The sequence below is a fragment of the Streptomyces cinnabarinus genome (assembly GCF_027270315.1).
GTDB classification, from domain to species: Bacteria; Actinomycetota; Actinomycetes; order Streptomycetales; family Streptomycetaceae; genus Streptomyces; species Streptomyces cinnabarinus.
In genome coordinates, this window is the sequence record NZ_CP114413.1 from 2570376 (window position 1) to 2586832 (window position 16457).

A 16457-nucleotide genomic window follows, 5' to 3' on the forward strand; every position below is an offset into this window, starting at 1 on the left:
GGACGCGAACCACGGATGAACCGCAATCCCGTCGGCGGCCATGTCCCGGTGGCCGGCGGCCTGAACTCGGTCGGTCTGTCCTACGCCCGTGAGCTCAAGGCCGAGACCGTGCAGGTCTTCGTCGCCAATCCGCGCGGGTGGGCCACCCCGGTGGGCAGTCCGCGGCAGGACGAGGAGTTCCGCGCGGCCTGTGCGCAGGGGTCGATACCGGCGTACGTCCATGCCCCGTATCTGATCAACTTCGGCTCGCACACCGAGGCGACCGTGGAGCGGTCGGTGGAGTCGCTGCGGCACTCGCTGCGGCGGGGGCGGGAGATCGGCGCGCTGGGTGTGGTCGTGCACACGGGCAGCGCGACCGGCGGCCGGGACCGCTCGGTGGCGCTGAAGCAGGTGCGGGAGCACATGCTGCCGCTGCTGGACGAGCTGACCCATGACGACGACCCGTTCCTGCTGCTGGAGTCCACCGCGGGCCAGGGTTCCTCGATCTGCTCGCGCACCTGGGACTTCGGGCCGTACTTCGAGGCGCTGGACGCCCACCCCAAGCTCGGCGTCTGCCTGGACACCTGCCACATCTTCGCCGCCGGACACGATCTGACCGGCCCGCACGGTATGCACCAGACCCTGGACCTGCTGGTGGAGACGGTCGGCGAGGGACGCCTGAAGCTGATCCACGCCAATGACTCCAAGGATGTGGTCGGCGCCCACAAGGACCGGCACGCCAATATTGGCGCCGGACATATCGGCGAGGACCCGTTCCGGGCGCTGATGACCCACCCGGCCACCGAGGGCGTACCGCTGATCATCGAGACGCCCGGCGGCAAGGAAGGGCACGCGGCGGACGTGGAGCGGCTGAAGAAGCTCAGGGACGGCTAGGGCGTCAGACGTCAGAGCTCGGGGCCGTCCCCCGGCTCCTCCTGGTAGGAGTAGCGCTGTTCCTTCCAGGGGTCGCCGATGTTGTGGTAGCCGCGCTCCTCCCAGAAGCCGCGGCGGTCGGCGGTCATGTACTCCACACCGCGGACCCATTTGGGGCCCTTCCAGGCGTAGAGGTGGGGCACGACCAGGCGGAGCGGGAAGCCGTGTTCGGCGGTGAGCAGCTCGCCGTCCTTGTGGGTGGCGAAGATGGTGCGCTCGGCGGCGAAGTCCTCAAGGCGCAGATTCGAGCTGAAGCCGTACTCGGCCCACACCATCACATGGGTGACGGCCGGGGCGGGCGGGGCGATCTCCAGGATGGTCCGGGCGGGGATCCCGCCCCACTCGGCGCCCAGCATGCTGAACTTCGTGACGCAGTGCAGATCGGCCACGACGGAGGTGTACGGCAGGGCCGCGAACTCCTCGTGGTTCCAGCAGTGCTTCTCGCCGTCGGCGGTGGCGCCGAAGACCCTGAACTCCCAGCGCTCGGGGCGGAACTTGGGGACCGGCCCGTAGTGGGTGACCGGCCAGCCGCGCTGCAGGCGCTGCCCCGGCGGGAGCTCCGGCTGCACCGCTCCTCCAGATGCGCTCTCCACCGGCTGACCCATGTATCCATCCTGACAGACCTGAGGCAGTGCCCTTGACCACCCGAGATCAATCCGGGCCAACCGGTCAAATAGCAGTAAGCATGCCCTTACTTAGTAAGTGAAGACTTACTGGACGATCTTCGTCACCGGTGCAAGGATGCGGCGCAACCTGCCAGTTCCCCCGTTCCCCTGGAAGGAGCCTCTGCGATGCAGGGCGACCCCGAGGTCATCGAATTCCTGAACGAGCAGCTCACCGGCGAGCTGACGGCGATCAACCAGTACTGGCTGCACTACCGGATCCAGGACAACAAGGGCTGGACCAAGCTCGCCAAGTACACGCGTGAAGAATCCATCGACGAGATGAAGCACGCGGACAAGATCACCGAGCGCATCCTCATGCTGGACGGCCTGCCGAACTACCAGCGGCTGTTCCACGTCCGCGTCGGCCAGACCGTCACCGAGATGTTCCAGGCGGACCGGCAGGTGGAGGTGGAGGCGATCGACCGCCTCAAGCGCGGGATCGAGGTGATGCGCACCAAGGGCGACATCACGTCGGCGAACCTCTTCGAGTCCATCCTGGAGGACGAGGAGCACCACATCGACTACCTGGACACCCAGCTGGAGCTCATCGACAAGCTCGGCGAGGCGCTCTACCTCGCGCAGCAGATCGAGCAGCCGAGCTAGCGCTAGGCCACGTCCGCCAGGTCGGTCGACAGCTCGGTGAGCACCGGCTTGCCCTGGTCGGCCAGCTCACGGCGGGGGCACGCGCCCCGGCCCAGGATCGCCTGGATACGGCGTACGCACGACCCGCAGTCCGTGCCCGCCTTGCAGGACGACGCTATCTGGCGGGGAGTGCAGGCACCGTCGGCCGCGTGCTCCTTGACCTGCTGCTCGGTGATGCCGAAGCAACTGCAGACGTACACGCGGTTCACCTCCCGGACGGGGTCGATGTGCCATCCCCTTGATCGGTGAGGCTAACCTAACCTTACCCGGCTCGCAGGAGTCATAAAAGTGGTGCGGGGCGCGGATCGTATGTGATCCGCGCCCCACGTCACTCAGCTGTAACAGCCGAACCGGCTACTGGTCCCTGTACATCTCCGCGACCAGGAAGGCCAGGTCAAGGGACTGGCTGCGGTTCAGGCGGGGGTCGCAGGCCGTCTCGTAGCGCTGGTGCAGATCGTCGACGAAGATCTCGTCGCCGCCGCCCACGCACTCGGTGACATCGTCACCGGTGAGCTCGACATGGATGCCGCCCGGGTGGGTGCCCAGCGACTTGTGGACCTCGAAGAAGCCCTTGACCTCGTCGAGCACGTCGTCGAAGCGGCGGGTCTTGTGGCCGGAGGCCGCCTCGAAGGTGTTGCCGTGCATCGGGTCGGTCACCCAGGCAACGGTCGCACCGGAGGCGGTGACCTTCTCGATCAGCTCGGGCAGCTTGTCGCGGACCTTGTCGGCGCCCATGCGGACGATGAAGGTCAGCCGGCCCGGCTCGCGGTCCGGGTCCAGACGCTCGATGTACTGGAGCGCCTCCTCGGCCGTCGTCGTCGGGCCGAGCTTGATGCCGATCGGGTTGCGGATCTTCGAGGCGAACTCGATGTGCGCGCCGTCCAGCTGCCGGGTGCGCTCACCGATCCACACCATGTGCCCGGAGACGTCGTAGAGCTGGCCGGTGCGCGAGTCGACCCGCGTCAGGGCGGACTCGTAGTCGAGCAGCAGCGCCTCGTGGGAGGCGTAGAACTCGACGGTCTTGAACTCCTCCGGGTCGGCCCCGCAGGCGTGCATGAAGTTGAGCGCGTTGTCGATCTCGCGGGCGAGCTGCTCGTAGCGCTGGCCGGACGGGGACGACTTCACGAAGTCCTGGTTCCAGGCGTGCACCTGGCGCAGGTCGGCGTAACCGCCGGTGGTGAAGGCGCGCACCAGGTTGAGCGTGGAGGCGGAGGCGTTGTACATCCGCTTCAGGCGCTCGGGGTCCGGGATCCGGGCGGCCTCGTTGAAGTCGAAGCCGTTGACCGAGTCGCCGCGGTAGGTGGGCAGCGTGACGCCGTCGCGGGTCTCGGTGCCCTTGGAGCGCGGCTTGGAGTACTGGCCGGCGATCCGGCCGACCTTCACGACCGGCACCGAGGCGGCGTACGTCAGCACGGCGCCCATCTGGAGCAGGGTCTTGAGCTTGTTGCGGATGTGGTCGGCGGACACCGCGTCGAATGCCTCGGCGCAGTCGCCGCCCTGGAGGAGGAACGCCTCTCCCTTGGCGACGGCCGCCAACCGGGCGCGCAGCTGATCGCACTCGCCCGCGAAGACGAGCGGCGGATACGACTCGAGGTCCGCAACGACTGCGCGCAGAGCCTCGGTGTCGGGGTACTCGGGCTGCTGCGCCGCGGGCAGGTTTCGCCAGGTGTTGCCAGCGCTTGCGCTGGTCTTAGCGTTCACGGTCACGACGTCAACATTACGGGGTTGTGTCCGTGGTCCATTCCCTAGCTCACCAATTGAGACGCTCTGCCGCTCCGCAGAGCGAGCCGTCGATGGGTGCGGCGGAGCATGAGCCGGGCCATGAACGGGTGGGCGTGGCGGACCACCGACCAGTACAGACGCCCGCGTCCGTTGTGGATCCGGACCACTGATCCGAGGGTGACCGTGTGCCCCTCCTCGTCCACCAGGAGCGAGGCACGGAAGTCCAGATGTCCGGCGTCCTCACCCATCAGCAGCTCCCGCGCCGAGCCGGCGACGACCGGGGTGCCCCGCAGCACGCCCGCCCAGACCGCCGGGTCGGTCGGCATCCCGGGGCGCAGCTCCAGGGCGTAGGCGTCGGTGTAGTCGGACTCGGGGAAGGCGGCGTGCAGCAGGGCGGCGCCTTCGGGTACGGCGACGGCCCGCGGGCGGTCCCAGGTGAGCCGCTGGAGCAGGCGGACGTAGCGCCCGGGGCGGACCGGGGCGGGGAGTGAGCCGGTGGCGGCCAGCTCGGCGTTGTCGAACAGCTCCTCGATCACCGTGCCGTGCACGGCGCGCACCGCGAGCAGCCAGCCGAGGCGCTCGCCGAGCGGCTGGTCCTGCTCCAGCAGGTGCCGGATCCGGCAGCGGTCCGGGCCGAGCGGCTCGACGGACAGTTCGTGGAAGCCGGTGCCGGGCGGGTCGAAGGCGAAGCGGACCCGGCGGCCCGGCTCGTACTCGGCGACCGAGTAGCGCACCGGGCCGTGCCCTCCGGCGGCGCCGACGGACAGCGGCCGGTCGAAGCGGACCGGGGCCCAGGCGGGGCTCGGGAACAGCGGGTCGTCCGGCGCGGCGAGCCGGTCCAGCAGGGCGCCGACCCGGTCGGCGGGCGCGGCCAGGACGCGGTCGTGGACGTTGCGTACAGTGCCCATCGGAGCACCTCCATACGGTGGCGTATGGTCAACCGTACGGTACCGTATGGTCATGGTGCAACGGCCTCCTCGCAAGACCTCGGCCAAGTCCCGGCTGAGCGCCGACGACTGGGCCGACGCCGCGCTCGTCGCGATGGGCGAGGGCGGGCTCGCGGCCGTGGCCGTGGAACCGCTCGCCACCCGGCTCGGCACCACCAAGGGCAGCTTCTACTGGCACTTCGCCAACCGGGACGCGCTGATCGCGGCGGCGCTCGAACGCTGGGCCGAGACCCAGACCGAGGCGCTCATCACCGAGCTGGAGGCGGAGCCCGACCCCGAGCGGCGGCTGCGGCTGCTGTTCGCCGAGGCGATCGGGTCGGCCGCGGACGATCCGCTGGAGGTCAGGCTGCTGGCGACCGCCGACGACCCGCGCGTCGCGACGGTGCTGGGACGGGTCACCGAACGCCGGGTCGCCTATGTGGCGCAGCTCTTCGCCGAGGCCGGTTTCCCCGAGCCCGAGGCTCGGCGGCGCGGGCTGCTCGCCTACAGCGTCTATCTGGGCCACGCCCAGCTCGCCCACTCCGTCCCCGCCGCCCTCCCCATGGGCGAGGAACTCACCCGATATCTCGACCGCGCCCTCGATCTGTTGCTCATGCGTTAGGGTCGGGGCATGTTCGCGCATTCGACCATGAACCAGAACTGGTGGTGGACCGCTTCTCCGGCGGCCCGCTGACTGCGCGTACTCAAGACTTCGCGAAGGCCGCCCGAGGGGCGGCCTTCGGTGTTTTCCGGGGTCGTTCCTCATCGACAGAAGAGGAACCATGGACCTGACACAGCTGCTGCACGACAGTCGTCCGTTCGCCCTGCTGCGGCGCCGCACTCCCGGTCATGACCACGACCTGGTCGAGGTCCTCGTCGGCCCGGTCACCGACCACGAACGCCTTGCCGACCTCCCCGACGAGGGCCTCGCCCTCGTGCCCTTCCGGCAGATCCGCGAGCGCGGCTTCGACGTCCGCGACGACGGGACGCCGCTGACGGTGCTCACCCCCGAGGAGACGTACGGGATCCCGCTCGCCGAGGCCCTGGCCCAGCTCCCCGCGCATGACGTGCGCGTCGAGAACGGCGGCTTCGATGTCGCGGACGAGGAGTACGCGCGGATCGTCGGGCGCGTGCTGGACGAGGAGATCGGACGCGGCGAGGGCGCGAACTTCGTGATCCGGCGGACGTACGAGGGCGAGATCCCGGAGTTCTCCCGCCGGGACGCGCTCGCGCTGTTCCGGCGGCTGCTGGAGGGTGAGCGGGGCGCGTACTGGACGTTCGTCGTGCACACAGGGCAGCGGACGCTCGTCGGGGCCAGCCCCGAGGTGCATGTGCGGATGTCCGGCGGCACCGTCGTCATGAACCCGATCAGCGGGACGTACCGCTATCCCGCCGAGGGGCCGACCCCCGAGCATCTGCTGGACTTCCTCGCCGACGGCAAGGAGATCGAGGAGCTGTCGATGGTCGTCGACGAGGAGCTCAAGATGATGTGCACCGTCGGCGACATGGGCGGGGTCGTGGTCGGGCCCCGGCTGAAGGAGATGGCCCATCTCGCGCACACCGAGTACGAGCTGCGCGGCAAGTCGTCGCTGGACGCGCGGGACGTGCTGAAGGAGACCCTGTTCGCGGCCACCGTCACCGGCTCACCGGTGCAGAACGCCTGCCGGGTGATCGAGCGGCACGAGGTCGGGGGGCGCCGGTACTACGCGGGGGCGCTGGCGCTGCTCGGCCGGGACTCCGGCGGGGCCCAGACGCTGGACTCCCCCATCCTCATCCGCACCGCGGACATCGACGCGGACGGTCGGCTGTGCGTCCCCGTCGGCGCCACGCTCGTCCGTGGCTCGGACCCGGAGAGCGAGGTCGCGGAGACCCACGCCAAGGCGGCGGGGGTGCTGGCGGCGCTGGGCGTCACCGCGCGCAGGCCGCGCGAGGAGGCCGTACGCCCGCACCTGGCCGACGACCCGCGCGTGCGTGCCGCCCTCGACGGGCGCCGCGCCTCCCTCGCCCCCTTCTGGCTGCGGATGCAGGAGCGGTCCGCCGATCTCACCGGGCACGCCCTGGTCGTGGACGGCGAGGACACCTTCACCGCGATGCTCGCCCATGTGCTGCGCTCCAGCGGCCTGGACGTCACCGTCCGGCGCTACGACGAGCGGGGGCTGAGGGAGGCCGTCGTCGCGCACGAGGGTCCGGTCGTGCTCGGCCCCGGCCCCGGCGACCCGTCGGACACCGCCGACCACAAGATGCGGTTCCTGCGGGAGCTGACCGCCGAGGTGATCCGGGGGCACCGGCACGGCGTGCTCGGCGTCTGCCTCGGGCACGAGCTGATCGCCGCCGAGCTGGGCCTTGAGATCGTCCGCAAGGAGGTGCCGTACCAGGGCGCCCAGACGGAGATCGACCTGTTCGGGCGCCCGGAGACCGTCGGCTTCTACAACAGCTTCGTGGCCCGCTGCGACGACGGGACGGCCGGGGAACTGGCCGCCCACGGCGTGCGGGTCAGCCGCAGCGCGGCGTACGAGGTGCACGCGCTGAAGGGGCCCGGTTTCGCCGGGGTGCAGTTCCACCCCGAGTCGGTGCTGACGCTCGACGGCGCCGCGATCGTCCGGGAGCTGGTGGGTCAGCTCCGGGGCACCAGCACGTTCTCCGAGCGGCGGCCCGCCTTGTAGTCCAGGACGTTGTGCACCGTGGCGTCGACGATCTGGCCGACGGCGTCCACGGTGTAGTACGCCTGGTGGGAGGTGACCAGGACATTCGGGAAGGTGACCAGGCGGGCCAGGGTGTCGTCCTCGATCGCCTCCAGTGACTTGTCGAGGAAGAACAGGCCCGCCTCCGCCTCGTACACATCGAGGCCGACGCCCGTGAAGCGGCCGGCGCGCAGTTCGGTGACGAGGGCCGCGGTGTCGATCAGGCCGCCGCGGCTGGAGTTCACCAGGATCGCGTCGTCCCGCATCGTCTTCAGGGCGTCGGCGTCGATCAGGCGCTGGGTCGCGGGCATCAGCGGGACATGCAGGCTGACCAGGTCGGACTCGGCGAGGAGCTGCTCCTTGGAGACGTAGCGCATGCCGAGTTCGAGGCAGGCCGGGTTCTCGGCGACGTCCCAGCCGAGCAGCTTCATGCCGAAGCCGTGGGCGATCCGGGCGAACGCCTCGCCGATCTTCCCGGTGCCGAGGACGCCCGCGGTGCGGCCGTGCAGGTCGCGTCCCATCAGCCCGTCGAGCCGGAAGTCGAAGTCCCGGGTGCGGATGGAGGCGCGCACGACACGGCGGTTGACGGCCATGGCGAGGGTCCAGGCGAACTCGGCGACGGAGTACGGCGAGTAGTACGACACCCGGGCCACCGTCATGCCGAGCCGTTCGGCGACGTCCAGGTCGATGTTGTTGAAGCCGGTGGACCGCTGGGCGACCATGCGGGTGCCGCCCGCCGCGAGGATCTGCAGGACACGGGCGCCGAGGTCGCAGTTGACGCTGGTGCTGACACTCTCGTGGCCGGCCGCGATCAGGGCGGTGTCCTCGTTGAGGAACACGTCCAGGCAGCGGACCTCGTGGTGCCCGGCGAAGGCCCGCTCGATCAGGGGCCGCTCGTCGGCCTGGACACCGAAACCAAGGATCTCCAAGGCTGCTCCCGTCAGCTCGGCCATGGGCCGAATATACGGCCCACGGCCGAGCGCCGCCGGTCAGCCGAAGAAGACCCCGACCTCCTCGTAGAGCGTCGGATCCACCGTCTTCAGCCGGGCCGTCGCCTCCGCGATCGGGACGCGGACGATGTCCGTGCCGCGCAGGGCGACCATCTTGCCGAAGTCGCCGTCGCGGACCGCCTCGATGGCGTGCAGGCCGAAGCGGGTGGCGAGCCAGCGGTCGAAGGCGCTGGGCGTGCCGCCGCGCTGGACATGGCCGAGAACCGTCGTCCGGGCCTCCTTGCCGGTGCGCTTCTCGATCTCCTTGGCCAGCCACTCGCCGACGCCCGACAGGCGCACATGCCCGAAGGAGTCCAGCGACTCGTCCTTGAGCACCATGTCGCCGTCCTGGGGCATGGCACCCTCGGCGACGACCACGATGGGCGCGTACGACGCCTTGAAACGGGAGGTGACCCACCCGCAGACCTTCTCGACGTCGAAGCGCTGCTCGGGGATGAGGATGACGTTGGCGCCGCCCGCGAGGCCGGAGTGGATGGCGATCCAGCCGGCGTGACGGCCCATCACCTCCACGACGAGAACCCGCATATGGGACTCGGCGGTGGTGTGCAGCCGGTCGATGGCCTCCGTCGCGATGCCGACGGCGGTGTCGAAACCGAAGGTGTAGTCGGTGGCGGACAGGTCGTTGTCGATGGTCTTGGGGACGCCCACGCAGGGCACGCCGTACTCGTCCGACAGCCGCGCGGCCACTCCGAGGGTGTCCTCGCCGCCGATCGTGATGAGCGCGTCGACCTCCTGCTTGGCGAGGTTCTCCTTGATCCGCCGGATACCGTCCTCCTGCTTGAGGGGGTTGGTGCGCGAGGAGCCGAGGATGGTGCCGCCGCGCGGCAGGATGCCGCGTACGGCGGGGATGTCGAGCCGTACGGTGTCGCCGTCGAGCGGACCGCGCCAGCCGTCCCGGAAGCCGGTGAAGTCGTACCCGTACTCCTGAACGCCCTTGCGGACGATGGCCCGGATGACGGCGTTGAGTCCGGGGCAGTCGCCGCCTCCGGTCAGTACTCCGACCCGCATGGAATTGTCCCTTCGCCGCGGTTGCCTGGTGAGGCCACGCTAATAGTGATCCAGGTCACTCAGGGATGGGTCGGTGAGGCAATTCCGGTGAATCATGGGGCGGTTGGTTTACGCGTCGTCAAGTCCGCGCTCTATGGCGTACCGGACGAGTTCCACTCGGTTGTGCAACTGGAGCTTGCCAAGGGTGTTCTGGACGTGGTTCTGCACCGTCCGGTGGGAGATGACGAGGCGTTCGGCGATCTGCTTGTAGCTCAGGCCCTTGGCGACCAGCCGCAGCACCTCGGTCTCCCGGTCGGTGAGCTGCGGGGCGCCCGGGGTGTCGGCGTCCCGGTCGGCGGGGGCGGGCTCGGAGGCGAGCCGCCGGTACTCGCCGAGGACGAGTCCGGCCAGGCCCGGGGTGAACACCGGGTCGCCGACGGCGGTACGGCGGACCGCGTCCAGCAGTTCCTCCGTGGACGCCGACTTCAGCAGATAGCCGGTGGCGCCGGACTTCACGGCCTCCAGGACGTCGGCGTGCTCACCGCTGGCGGACAGCACCAGGACGCGCAGGGCCGGGTTGTGGCCGACGAGTTCCTTGCAGACCTGGACGCCCGGCTTGGCGGGCAGGTTGAGGTCGAGGACCAGGACGTCGGGGCCCGCGGCCTTGGCGCGGCGCACGGCCTGCTCGCCGTCGCCCGCGGTGGCGACCACCTCGAACCCGGACTCGGCCAGGTCCCGGGCGACCGCGTCGCGCCACATGGGGTGGTCGTCGACCACCATGACCTTGATCGGGCCGGCCTGCTGCTCGCTCATCACGTCCCCCGGGACATCTGCTTCGGTACCTTCAGTTCGACTTCCGTGCCCTGCCCGGGCACCGAGATCAGCTCCGCGCTGCCCCCGATGTCCCGCAGCCGGCCCCGGATCGACAGCGCGACCCCGAGCCGCCCCTCGCCCTCGGCCTGCGCGAGCCGCCCCTCGGGGATGCCCGGACCGTCGTCCCGGACGGTGACGATGACCGCGTCGGGCTCGTCCTCCACCAGGATCCACGCGCACGCGTCCTCGCCCACGTGCTTGCGGACATTGTCCAGGGCGGCCCCGACGGCCGCGGCCAGCTCCCGCGCGGCGGCCGGGGGCAGCACCACCGGCGCCCCGGGCTCGGCAAGGTTCACCCGGGAGCTCGCGTAGGGCGCGAGGAGCCCCCGCAGATCGAGCGGCCCGTCGCCGTCCGGCTCCTCGTCCACGACGCTGACCAGCGCGCCCTCGGCCGCGTCCGAGGAGACCCGGGAGACGGGGGTCAGGCCGCCGGAGACCAGGGTGCGCAGCGCCACCTCCTGCTCGCCGGCCAGCCGGCCCAGCTCGGCCGCCTCACCGCCGATGACGGCACCGCGCCGCTGCACCATGGCGAGCACCTGGAGCACGCTGTCGTGGATGTCCCGGGCGAGCCGCTCGCGCTCCCTGGTCGCGGCCTCGATCTCCAGGGCGCGCGCGAGGGTGCGCTCGGAGGCGCGGGCCACCTCGACGACGTAGCCGATGGCGATGGAGGCGACCCAGACGAGGATCACCGCGTGGACGGTGTCCCGGGTCGGGGAGCCGCGGTGGACCAGGTTGGCGACAGCGACCAGCGTGGAGGCGAAGGCCGCCCACCGCCAGCCGCCCTTGATGGCGAAGGCCAGCACCGAACCGGCCGTCCATATCGACGGCAGCGTCGGACTGCCCGACTCGATGTGCGCGGTGGAGTCGGCGACCCGGGTGAGTAGGATGCCGACGAGCGCGAGGGTGAGGTCGGCGGTGAGGAAGCGCCGGGTGCAGGCGGCGGCGTTCGCGACCTTGGGCAGGGTGGCGAGGGTCCACACGGTCAGTACGGCGAAGTAGGCGATGGCGACCCAGGGGCGGGCGAACTCGTCGTAGGCGCTGATGAACAGGCCTATCGCGTACAGCAGGGTGAGGATCCGGTAGCCCCTGAGCGCACGCCACAGCGGCTGCTCGACCGACATCCTCAGGACTTTCTCGCGCTTGGCCAACTCCCCCACCCCCCGAACCCGACTGCCGCCTCTAGGACTCGGACTTCTCTTTGTCCGCCTGGTCCTGGTCGGCCTTGGCGAGAGCGGCCCTGGCCGCCTTCTCCGCTTCCTTCTCGGCCTTCGCGGCCTCCGCGATCTGCCGCTTGGCGGCGGTCGCGTACATGTCGACGTACTCCTGGCCGGAGAGCTGCATGATCTCGTACATGACCTCGTCGGTCAGCGCGCGCAGGACGAAGCGGTCGTGCTCCATGCCCTGGTACCGGCCGAAGTCGAGGGGCTTGCCGATCCGGATGCCCGGGCGCATCAGCTTGGGCATGACCTTGCCGGGCGGCTGGATCTTCTCGGTGTCGATCATGGCGACCGGGATGACCGGCGCCCCGCTGGCGAGCGCCACGCGCGCGAGGCCGCCGGGCTTGCCCCGGTAGAGCCGGCCGTCGGGCGAGCGCGTGCCCTCCGGGTAGATACCGAACAGCTCACCGCGCTCCAGCACATCGATACCGCTCCTGATGGCGGCCTCACCCGCGCCGCGCGCGCCGGAGCGGTCCACGGGGAGCTGGCCCACGCCCTTGAAGAAGGCGGCCGTCAGCCGCCCCTTGACGCCGGGGGTGGTGAAGTACTCCGCCTTCGCGATGAAGGTCACCTTGCGGTCGAGGACCGCGGGGAGGAAGAACGAGTCCGAGAACGAGAGGTGATTGCTCGCCAGGATCGCGGGGCCCTCGGCGGGAATGTTCTCCAGGCCCTCCACCCAGGGCCTGAAGGCGAGCTTCAGCGGCCCCCCGATGGATACCTTCATCGCGCCGTACAACAACCGAGTGCCTCCTGTGTCTGTCGATCAGACCTTAACCCGGAGCGCCGTCAAAGACCCCGACGACCCTGGTCGGTGTCAGTGCGGTCGCGTACGGTGAAGTACCTGCAACCGACCTCATGAACAGGAGACCGAAGTGCCGGTCCTTCCTGGAGCCGAGCCGTACCGCCATGAGGGCGGGGAGATCTCCGTCCTCCTCTGCCACGGCTTCACCGGTTCCCCGCAGTCGCTGCGCCCCTGGGCGGAGTATCTCGCCGCGCGCGGTCTGACCGTCTCGCTGCCGCTGCTGCCTGGGCACGGCACCCGCTGGGAGGACCTCCAGCTGACCGGCTGGCAGGACTGGTACGCGGAGGTGGACCGCGAGCTGCGCGCCCTGCGGGAGCGCTCCACCCACCTCTTCGTGGCCGGTCTGTCCATGGGCGGCGCCCTGGCGCTCCGGCTGGCGGCGAAGCACGGCGACGCGGTGGACGGCGTGGTGGTCGTCAACCCCGCGAACAAGGTGCACGGCCTGGCCGCGCACGCCCTCCCGGTGGCCCGGCACCTCGTGCGGACGACGAAGGGCATCGCCAGCGACATCGCCAAGGAGGGCAGCGACGAGGTGGGCTACGACCGGGTGCCGCTGCACGCCGCGCACTCCCTGCGGAACTTCTTCCGCCGGGTCGACGGCGAGCTGCCGCAGGTCACCCAGCCGTTGCTGCTGCTGCACAGCACCCAGGACCATGTGGTGCCGCCCGTTGACTCGGCCCGGGTGCTCAGCCGGGTGTCGTCGACGGACGTGACGGAGATCGTGCTGGAACAGAGCTACCACGTGGCGACGTTGGACCATGACGCGGAGCGGATCTTCGCGGAGAGCCATGCGTTCATGAGCCGGCTCGCACCCAGTCTCGGCAAGGAAGGGACGGCCGTAGGTGGCTGAGCACGACTCCGACCGCGAGGATCGCGAGCCGGACGACCAGGGCGCCCGTTTCGACGAGGACGCCGCATGGGAGGCGATCGTCGCCGGGTACGGCGACGAGCCGCCGGACCCGCCGGGCTCCAAGCCGTTCAAATCCGTCGAGGACCTGGCGCTGCTGGAGGCGGAGACCAACGACGAGGAGCCGGAGGAGAAGCAGCCCGCGGCGCCGCTCGGCGGCTCGGTCACCTTCGCGCCCGGCGTCGGCCCGCGCGACTACACCGCGCCGGAGCCCTCGGACGACGACCTCGACGAGGACGACGAGGGTCACTTCGTCCCGCCGGAGCCGCCGCCGCTGCCCGCGGCGGACACCACGGCGAAGTTCGCGTGGCTGGCGGTGCTCGGCGGTCCGATACTGCTGCTGCTCGCGGTGCTGCTCGGCTGGGAGATGAGCTGGTGGCTGACGACGATCGGCATCGGCGGCTTCCTGGGCGGCTTCGCCACGCTGGTGATGCGGATGCGCACGGACGACGAGGACGACCAGGACCCGGGGCGCGGCGCGGTCGTCTGAACAGATGTGGGTGAGGGCCCGTCCGGACAAGCTCCGGGCGGGCCCTCTTCGTGTCCGCGCGAAAGTCCGCTCGTGTCCGCGCGAAAGTCCGCGCAAAAACGGAACTCGATCCCGCCGATCGGCGAAGGACAGGTGAACAACCCGAGCAAGCCCAAGCCTTCGAGGCGTTCAGACGGACGAAAGGAGCCCCGATGACCGTCGCACCACCGGGCGTCGGCACCCGCGACGAGGATCGCGAGGAGAGTGATGCCCGCGTGATCGCACGGTCCCGGGACGAGCCCGAGCAGTTCGCCGCGCTCTACGACCGGTACGCCGACGCCGTGCACCGTTACGCGGCCCGGCGACTCGGTCCCGAGGCGGCGGAGGATCTGATGGCGGAGACCTTCATCACCGCCTTCCAGCGGCGCCACACCTACGACCTGGGGCGGGACGACGCCCGCCCCTGGCTGTTCGGCATCGCCACCAACCTCGTGAGCCGGCACCGCCGGGCCGAGGCGCGCCGGTTCAAGGCGCTGGCGCGCGTGCCGGAGCCGGTCGAGCACGACGAACCGGTCGCGGACCGGGCGGTTTCCAGGGCCGGTGCCACGGGGGTGCGCCGGGAACTGGCAGCTGCGCTGGCCGGGCTGTCCGCCCGGCATCGCGATGTCGTGCTGCTGGTGGCCTGGGCCGGCCTCGACTACGAGGAGGCGGCCCAGGCCCTCGGCGTGCCCGTCGGCACGGTCAGATCGCGGCTGCACCGGGCTCGCAGCAGATTGCGCGAAGCACTGGGCGGATCCGATCCGACAGCTTTCCGAGAGGCAGACGCCCATGCGTGACACCGATGAACTCCGCGCACTGCGGGACTTCGAGGCGGGGGCACCCCCGCTCGACGACGACACCCGGCACCGGGTGCGAGCACGACTGTTCCAGGCGATGAACGGGCCCGCTCCGGCCGCCGCACGGCCCCGTCGGCCGGTTCTGCGGATCGCTGTGACCGGGGTGGTCACCGCCGCGGTCGCCGCCGGGCTGCTGGTCGCCGTCCAGCACGACGACGGCTCGGGACCCGGCGCCACGGCCAGGAAGTCACCGTCGGCGAGCGCGCCCGCCATGCGGAACGTGAGCGCGCAGACGGTGCTCAACGGGGCCGCCGCGTACGAACGCGAGCACGAGCGGGTGGTCACCCCGCGTGACGACCAGTTCATCTACACCAAGGAGATCATCAAGGAGACCGAGCAGAAGAGCGGCGTCACCAAGAGCCATGTCGACGAGACCTGGCGGTCGGTGGACGGGTCCAAGGCGTCCTGGATCATGGAGATCGGCCACGGCTGGTGGTCGCCGCCGCTCAAGCCGGACGAGGGCCACTGGCCGCCGCAGGACTGGGGCACGCTCAAGGAGCTGCCCACCGATCCGGAGAAGCTGATCCTCGCGATCCAGGGCCAGGTCGGAGGGGGCGCTGACGCCCTGGAGGACCTCGGCGACCAGGACTGGTCGCACATCCACTTCAGCCTCGCCGGACTGCTCAAGCTGGTGCCGGTGATGCCGGAGGGGCTGCGCCCGGCGGCGTACGAGGCGCTCGGCATGGTGCCCGGGGTGAAGGTCGTGCCGAACCAGCGGGACGCCAAGGGGCGCACCGGCGTGGCCATCACCTACGACGACCCCACGCTCCCCGAGGGAGCGGTGGGCTTCGGCGGCTACTTCATCTTCGACCCGAGGACGTACGAGTTCCTCGGCTTCCGTGACACGCGGACCTCGGGGGACGGGGCGGCGATGAAGACGTACACCCAGCTCTCGTACCTCGACAGCTGGGCGGTCGTCGACAAGGCGAAGCAGCGGCCGTAGCTAGGACGCGGGGATTCTGAGGGTGGCCAGGACCGGGAGGTGGTCCGTGGCCACCCTCAGGTCTGTGTCCGTGACGCCCGGGAGGCCGAGCGGGACTCCGCAGCCGATCACCTCGATGCCCTTGGTGGCGAAGATCGCGTCGATCCGGCTGTGCGGCTCGGTCCGTGTCCAGGTGTGCTCGCCGCCGTCGGGGGCCGTGGCCCAGCAGTCCCGGAGGGTGCCGGACAGCCGGGTGAAGGTGCGGCCGCCGGGGCGTTCGTTCAGGTCGCCGCCCGCGACGGCGTGGTCCACACCCATGCCGGCCAGGCGGTCCAGGAGCATTCCGGCCTGCTCGTGGCGCTCGTCCTTGTGGAGGCTGAGGTGACAGCTCAGGACGCCCAGCCGGGCGTCGCCGAGCCGGACCACGGCGGTGGCGAAGCCGCGGCGGTGCTGTCCGGGAGTCAGCGGGAGGAGGACGTCCTCGGCGCGCTCGACCTTGGTGCGCAGGTCGCAGAGGATCGCGGGGCCCGCGGCGGTGGCGCCGCCGGTGAGGATGACGAGGTCTGACGCCCGGGCCAGGCGGGCGAGTTTCTTGCGCCAGCGGAAGAAGCGGGGGGCTTCCTGGACGAGGACGAGGTCTGGTGCCGCGGCACGAATCACCTTGGCCAGGGCCGCGGTGTCGTCTCTCATCGAGCGGATGTTGTAGCTCAGGACTCGGACGGGGGCTGAACCGTCAGGCATGGCGATCAATGTACGCCCAATGGGCAGGGGCGCGAAGGTTGTGCGCGACTGCCGGATCGTCGTGGCTTGTCGCGCAGTTCCCCGC

General features: G+C 70.5%; 19 protein-coding genes. 9 read left to right on the top strand and 10 right to left on the bottom strand.

Features of this window, described 5'->3' with window-relative positions; translation table 11 throughout:
- The first annotated feature begins 15 nt into the window (after positions 1–15).
- Entirely contained in the window at positions 16–873 is an 858-nt protein-coding gene (locus STRCI_RS11605) for a deoxyribonuclease IV (RefSeq protein ID WP_269658814.1), read from the top strand.
- Positions 874–884: 11 nt separating this feature from the next.
- On the opposite strand, the gene STRCI_RS11610 is transcribed toward STRCI_RS11605, so the two are convergent.
- Positions 885–1517: a sulfite oxidase-like oxidoreductase gene (locus STRCI_RS11610; RefSeq protein WP_269658815.1), complete on the bottom strand. Its 633-nt coding sequence runs from the start codon at positions 1515–1517 to the stop codon at positions 885–887.
- A 186-nt stretch (positions 1518–1703) separates the two neighbouring features.
- On the opposite strand from STRCI_RS11610, the gene bfr reads away from it, so the two are divergent.
- Entirely contained in the window at positions 1704–2180 is a 477-nt protein-coding gene (gene bfr / locus STRCI_RS11615) for a bacterioferritin (protein ID WP_250070345.1), read from the top strand.
- Positions 2181–2182: 2 nt separating this feature from the next.
- Here bfr and STRCI_RS11620 read toward each other — a convergent pair whose 3' ends face one another.
- The 3 genes from STRCI_RS11620 to STRCI_RS11630 all read right to left on the bottom strand — a co-directional run bounded on the left by STRCI_RS11620 (position 2183) and on the right by STRCI_RS11630 (position 4849).
- Positions 2183–2428: a (2Fe-2S)-binding protein gene (locus STRCI_RS11620; protein ID WP_269658816.1), complete on the bottom strand. Its 246-nt coding sequence runs from the start codon at positions 2426–2428 to the stop codon at positions 2183–2185.
- A gap of 145 nt (positions 2429–2573) precedes the next feature.
- A complete protein-coding gene (locus STRCI_RS11625; protein WP_269658817.1) occupies positions 2574–3926 on the bottom strand; it encodes a class II 3-deoxy-7-phosphoheptulonate synthase in 1353 nt (450 codons plus the stop codon).
- 38 nt (positions 3927–3964) lie between these two features.
- The gene (locus STRCI_RS11630) at positions 3965–4849 is read right to left on the bottom strand and encodes a DUF2867 domain-containing protein (RefSeq protein ID WP_269658818.1); all 885 of its coding nucleotides are present in this window, start codon (positions 4847–4849) and stop codon (positions 3965–3967) included.
- A 46-nt stretch (positions 4850–4895) separates the two neighbouring features.
- Here STRCI_RS11630 and STRCI_RS11635 point away from each other — a divergent pair, with 46 nt between their 5' ends.
- The 3 genes from STRCI_RS11635 to STRCI_RS11640 all read left to right on the top strand — a co-directional run bounded on the left by STRCI_RS11635 (position 4896) and on the right by STRCI_RS11640 (position 7530).
- Positions 4896–5489 carry a TetR/AcrR family transcriptional regulator gene (locus STRCI_RS11635; RefSeq protein ID WP_269658819.1) on the top strand — a complete coding sequence of 198 codons (594 nt, stop codon included), beginning with the start codon at positions 4896–4898 and terminating at the stop codon, positions 5487–5489.
- Positions 5490–5498: 9 nt separating this feature from the next.
- A complete protein-coding gene (locus STRCI_RS43545; RefSeq protein ID WP_106435942.1) occupies positions 5499–5561 on the top strand; it encodes a trp operon leader peptide in 63 nt (20 codons plus the stop codon).
- A gap of 88 nt (positions 5562–5649) precedes the next feature.
- A complete protein-coding gene (locus tag STRCI_RS11640; RefSeq protein ID WP_269658820.1) occupies positions 5650–7530 on the top strand; it encodes an anthranilate synthase family protein in 1881 nt (626 codons plus the stop codon).
- Here the strand turns inward: STRCI_RS11640 and STRCI_RS11645 are convergent.
- From STRCI_RS11645 to STRCI_RS11665, 5 genes are all read right to left on the bottom strand, one after another.
- Positions 7482–8477: a 2-hydroxyacid dehydrogenase gene (locus tag STRCI_RS11645; protein WP_269664531.1), complete on the bottom strand. Its 996-nt coding sequence runs from the start codon at positions 8475–8477 to the stop codon at positions 7482–7484. The two genes, STRCI_RS11640 and STRCI_RS11645, sit on opposite strands and share 49 nt — an antisense overlap.
- Before the next feature lie 60 nt (positions 8478–8537).
- A complete protein-coding gene (locus tag STRCI_RS11650; protein ID WP_269658821.1) occupies positions 8538–9566 on the bottom strand; it encodes a 6-phosphofructokinase in 1029 nt (342 codons plus the stop codon).
- 108 nt (positions 9567–9674) lie between these two features.
- A complete protein-coding gene (locus STRCI_RS11655) occupies positions 9675–10358 on the bottom strand; it encodes a response regulator (protein WP_269658822.1) in 684 nt (227 codons plus the stop codon).
- On the bottom strand, positions 10358–11566 hold the full coding sequence (macS, locus tag STRCI_RS11660) for a MacS family sensor histidine kinase (protein WP_418953325.1): 1209 nt from the start codon (positions 11564–11566) through the stop codon (positions 10358–10360). The genes STRCI_RS11655 and macS overlap by 1 nt, the downstream gene beginning before the upstream one ends.
- Before the next feature lie 31 nt (positions 11567–11597).
- Positions 11598–12359 carry a lysophospholipid acyltransferase family protein gene (locus tag STRCI_RS11665; protein ID WP_269658824.1) on the bottom strand — a complete coding sequence of 254 codons (762 nt, stop codon included), beginning with the start codon at positions 12357–12359 and terminating at the stop codon, positions 11598–11600.
- A 148-nt stretch (positions 12360–12507) separates the two neighbouring features.
- Between STRCI_RS11665 and STRCI_RS11670 the strand changes: the two genes are divergently transcribed.
- From STRCI_RS11670 to STRCI_RS11685, 4 genes are all read left to right on the top strand, one after another.
- Complete coding sequence (locus tag STRCI_RS11670; protein ID WP_269658825.1) at positions 12508–13287, top strand: alpha/beta hydrolase; 780 nt, start codon at positions 12508–12510, stop codon at positions 13285–13287.
- Positions 13280–13834, top strand: coding sequence for a hypothetical protein (locus STRCI_RS11675; protein ID WP_269658826.1), 555 nt, complete (start codon positions 13280–13282; stop codon positions 13832–13834). Before STRCI_RS11670 ends, STRCI_RS11675 begins: the two co-directional genes overlap by 8 nt.
- A gap of 191 nt (positions 13835–14025) precedes the next feature.
- The gene (locus STRCI_RS11680; RefSeq protein WP_269658827.1) at positions 14026–14649 is read left to right on the top strand and encodes an RNA polymerase sigma factor; all 624 of its coding nucleotides are present in this window, start codon (positions 14026–14028) and stop codon (positions 14647–14649) included.
- Positions 14642–15652: a CU044_5270 family protein gene (locus STRCI_RS11685; protein WP_269658828.1), complete on the top strand. Its 1011-nt coding sequence runs from the start codon at positions 14642–14644 to the stop codon at positions 15650–15652. Before STRCI_RS11680 ends, STRCI_RS11685 begins: the two co-directional genes overlap by 8 nt.
- Here STRCI_RS11685 and STRCI_RS11690 read toward each other — a convergent pair whose 3' ends face one another.
- On the bottom strand, positions 15653–16372 hold the full coding sequence (locus STRCI_RS11690; RefSeq protein ID WP_269658829.1) for an endonuclease/exonuclease/phosphatase family protein: 720 nt from the start codon (positions 16370–16372) through the stop codon (positions 15653–15655).
- Positions 16373–16457: the final 85 nt, after the last annotated feature.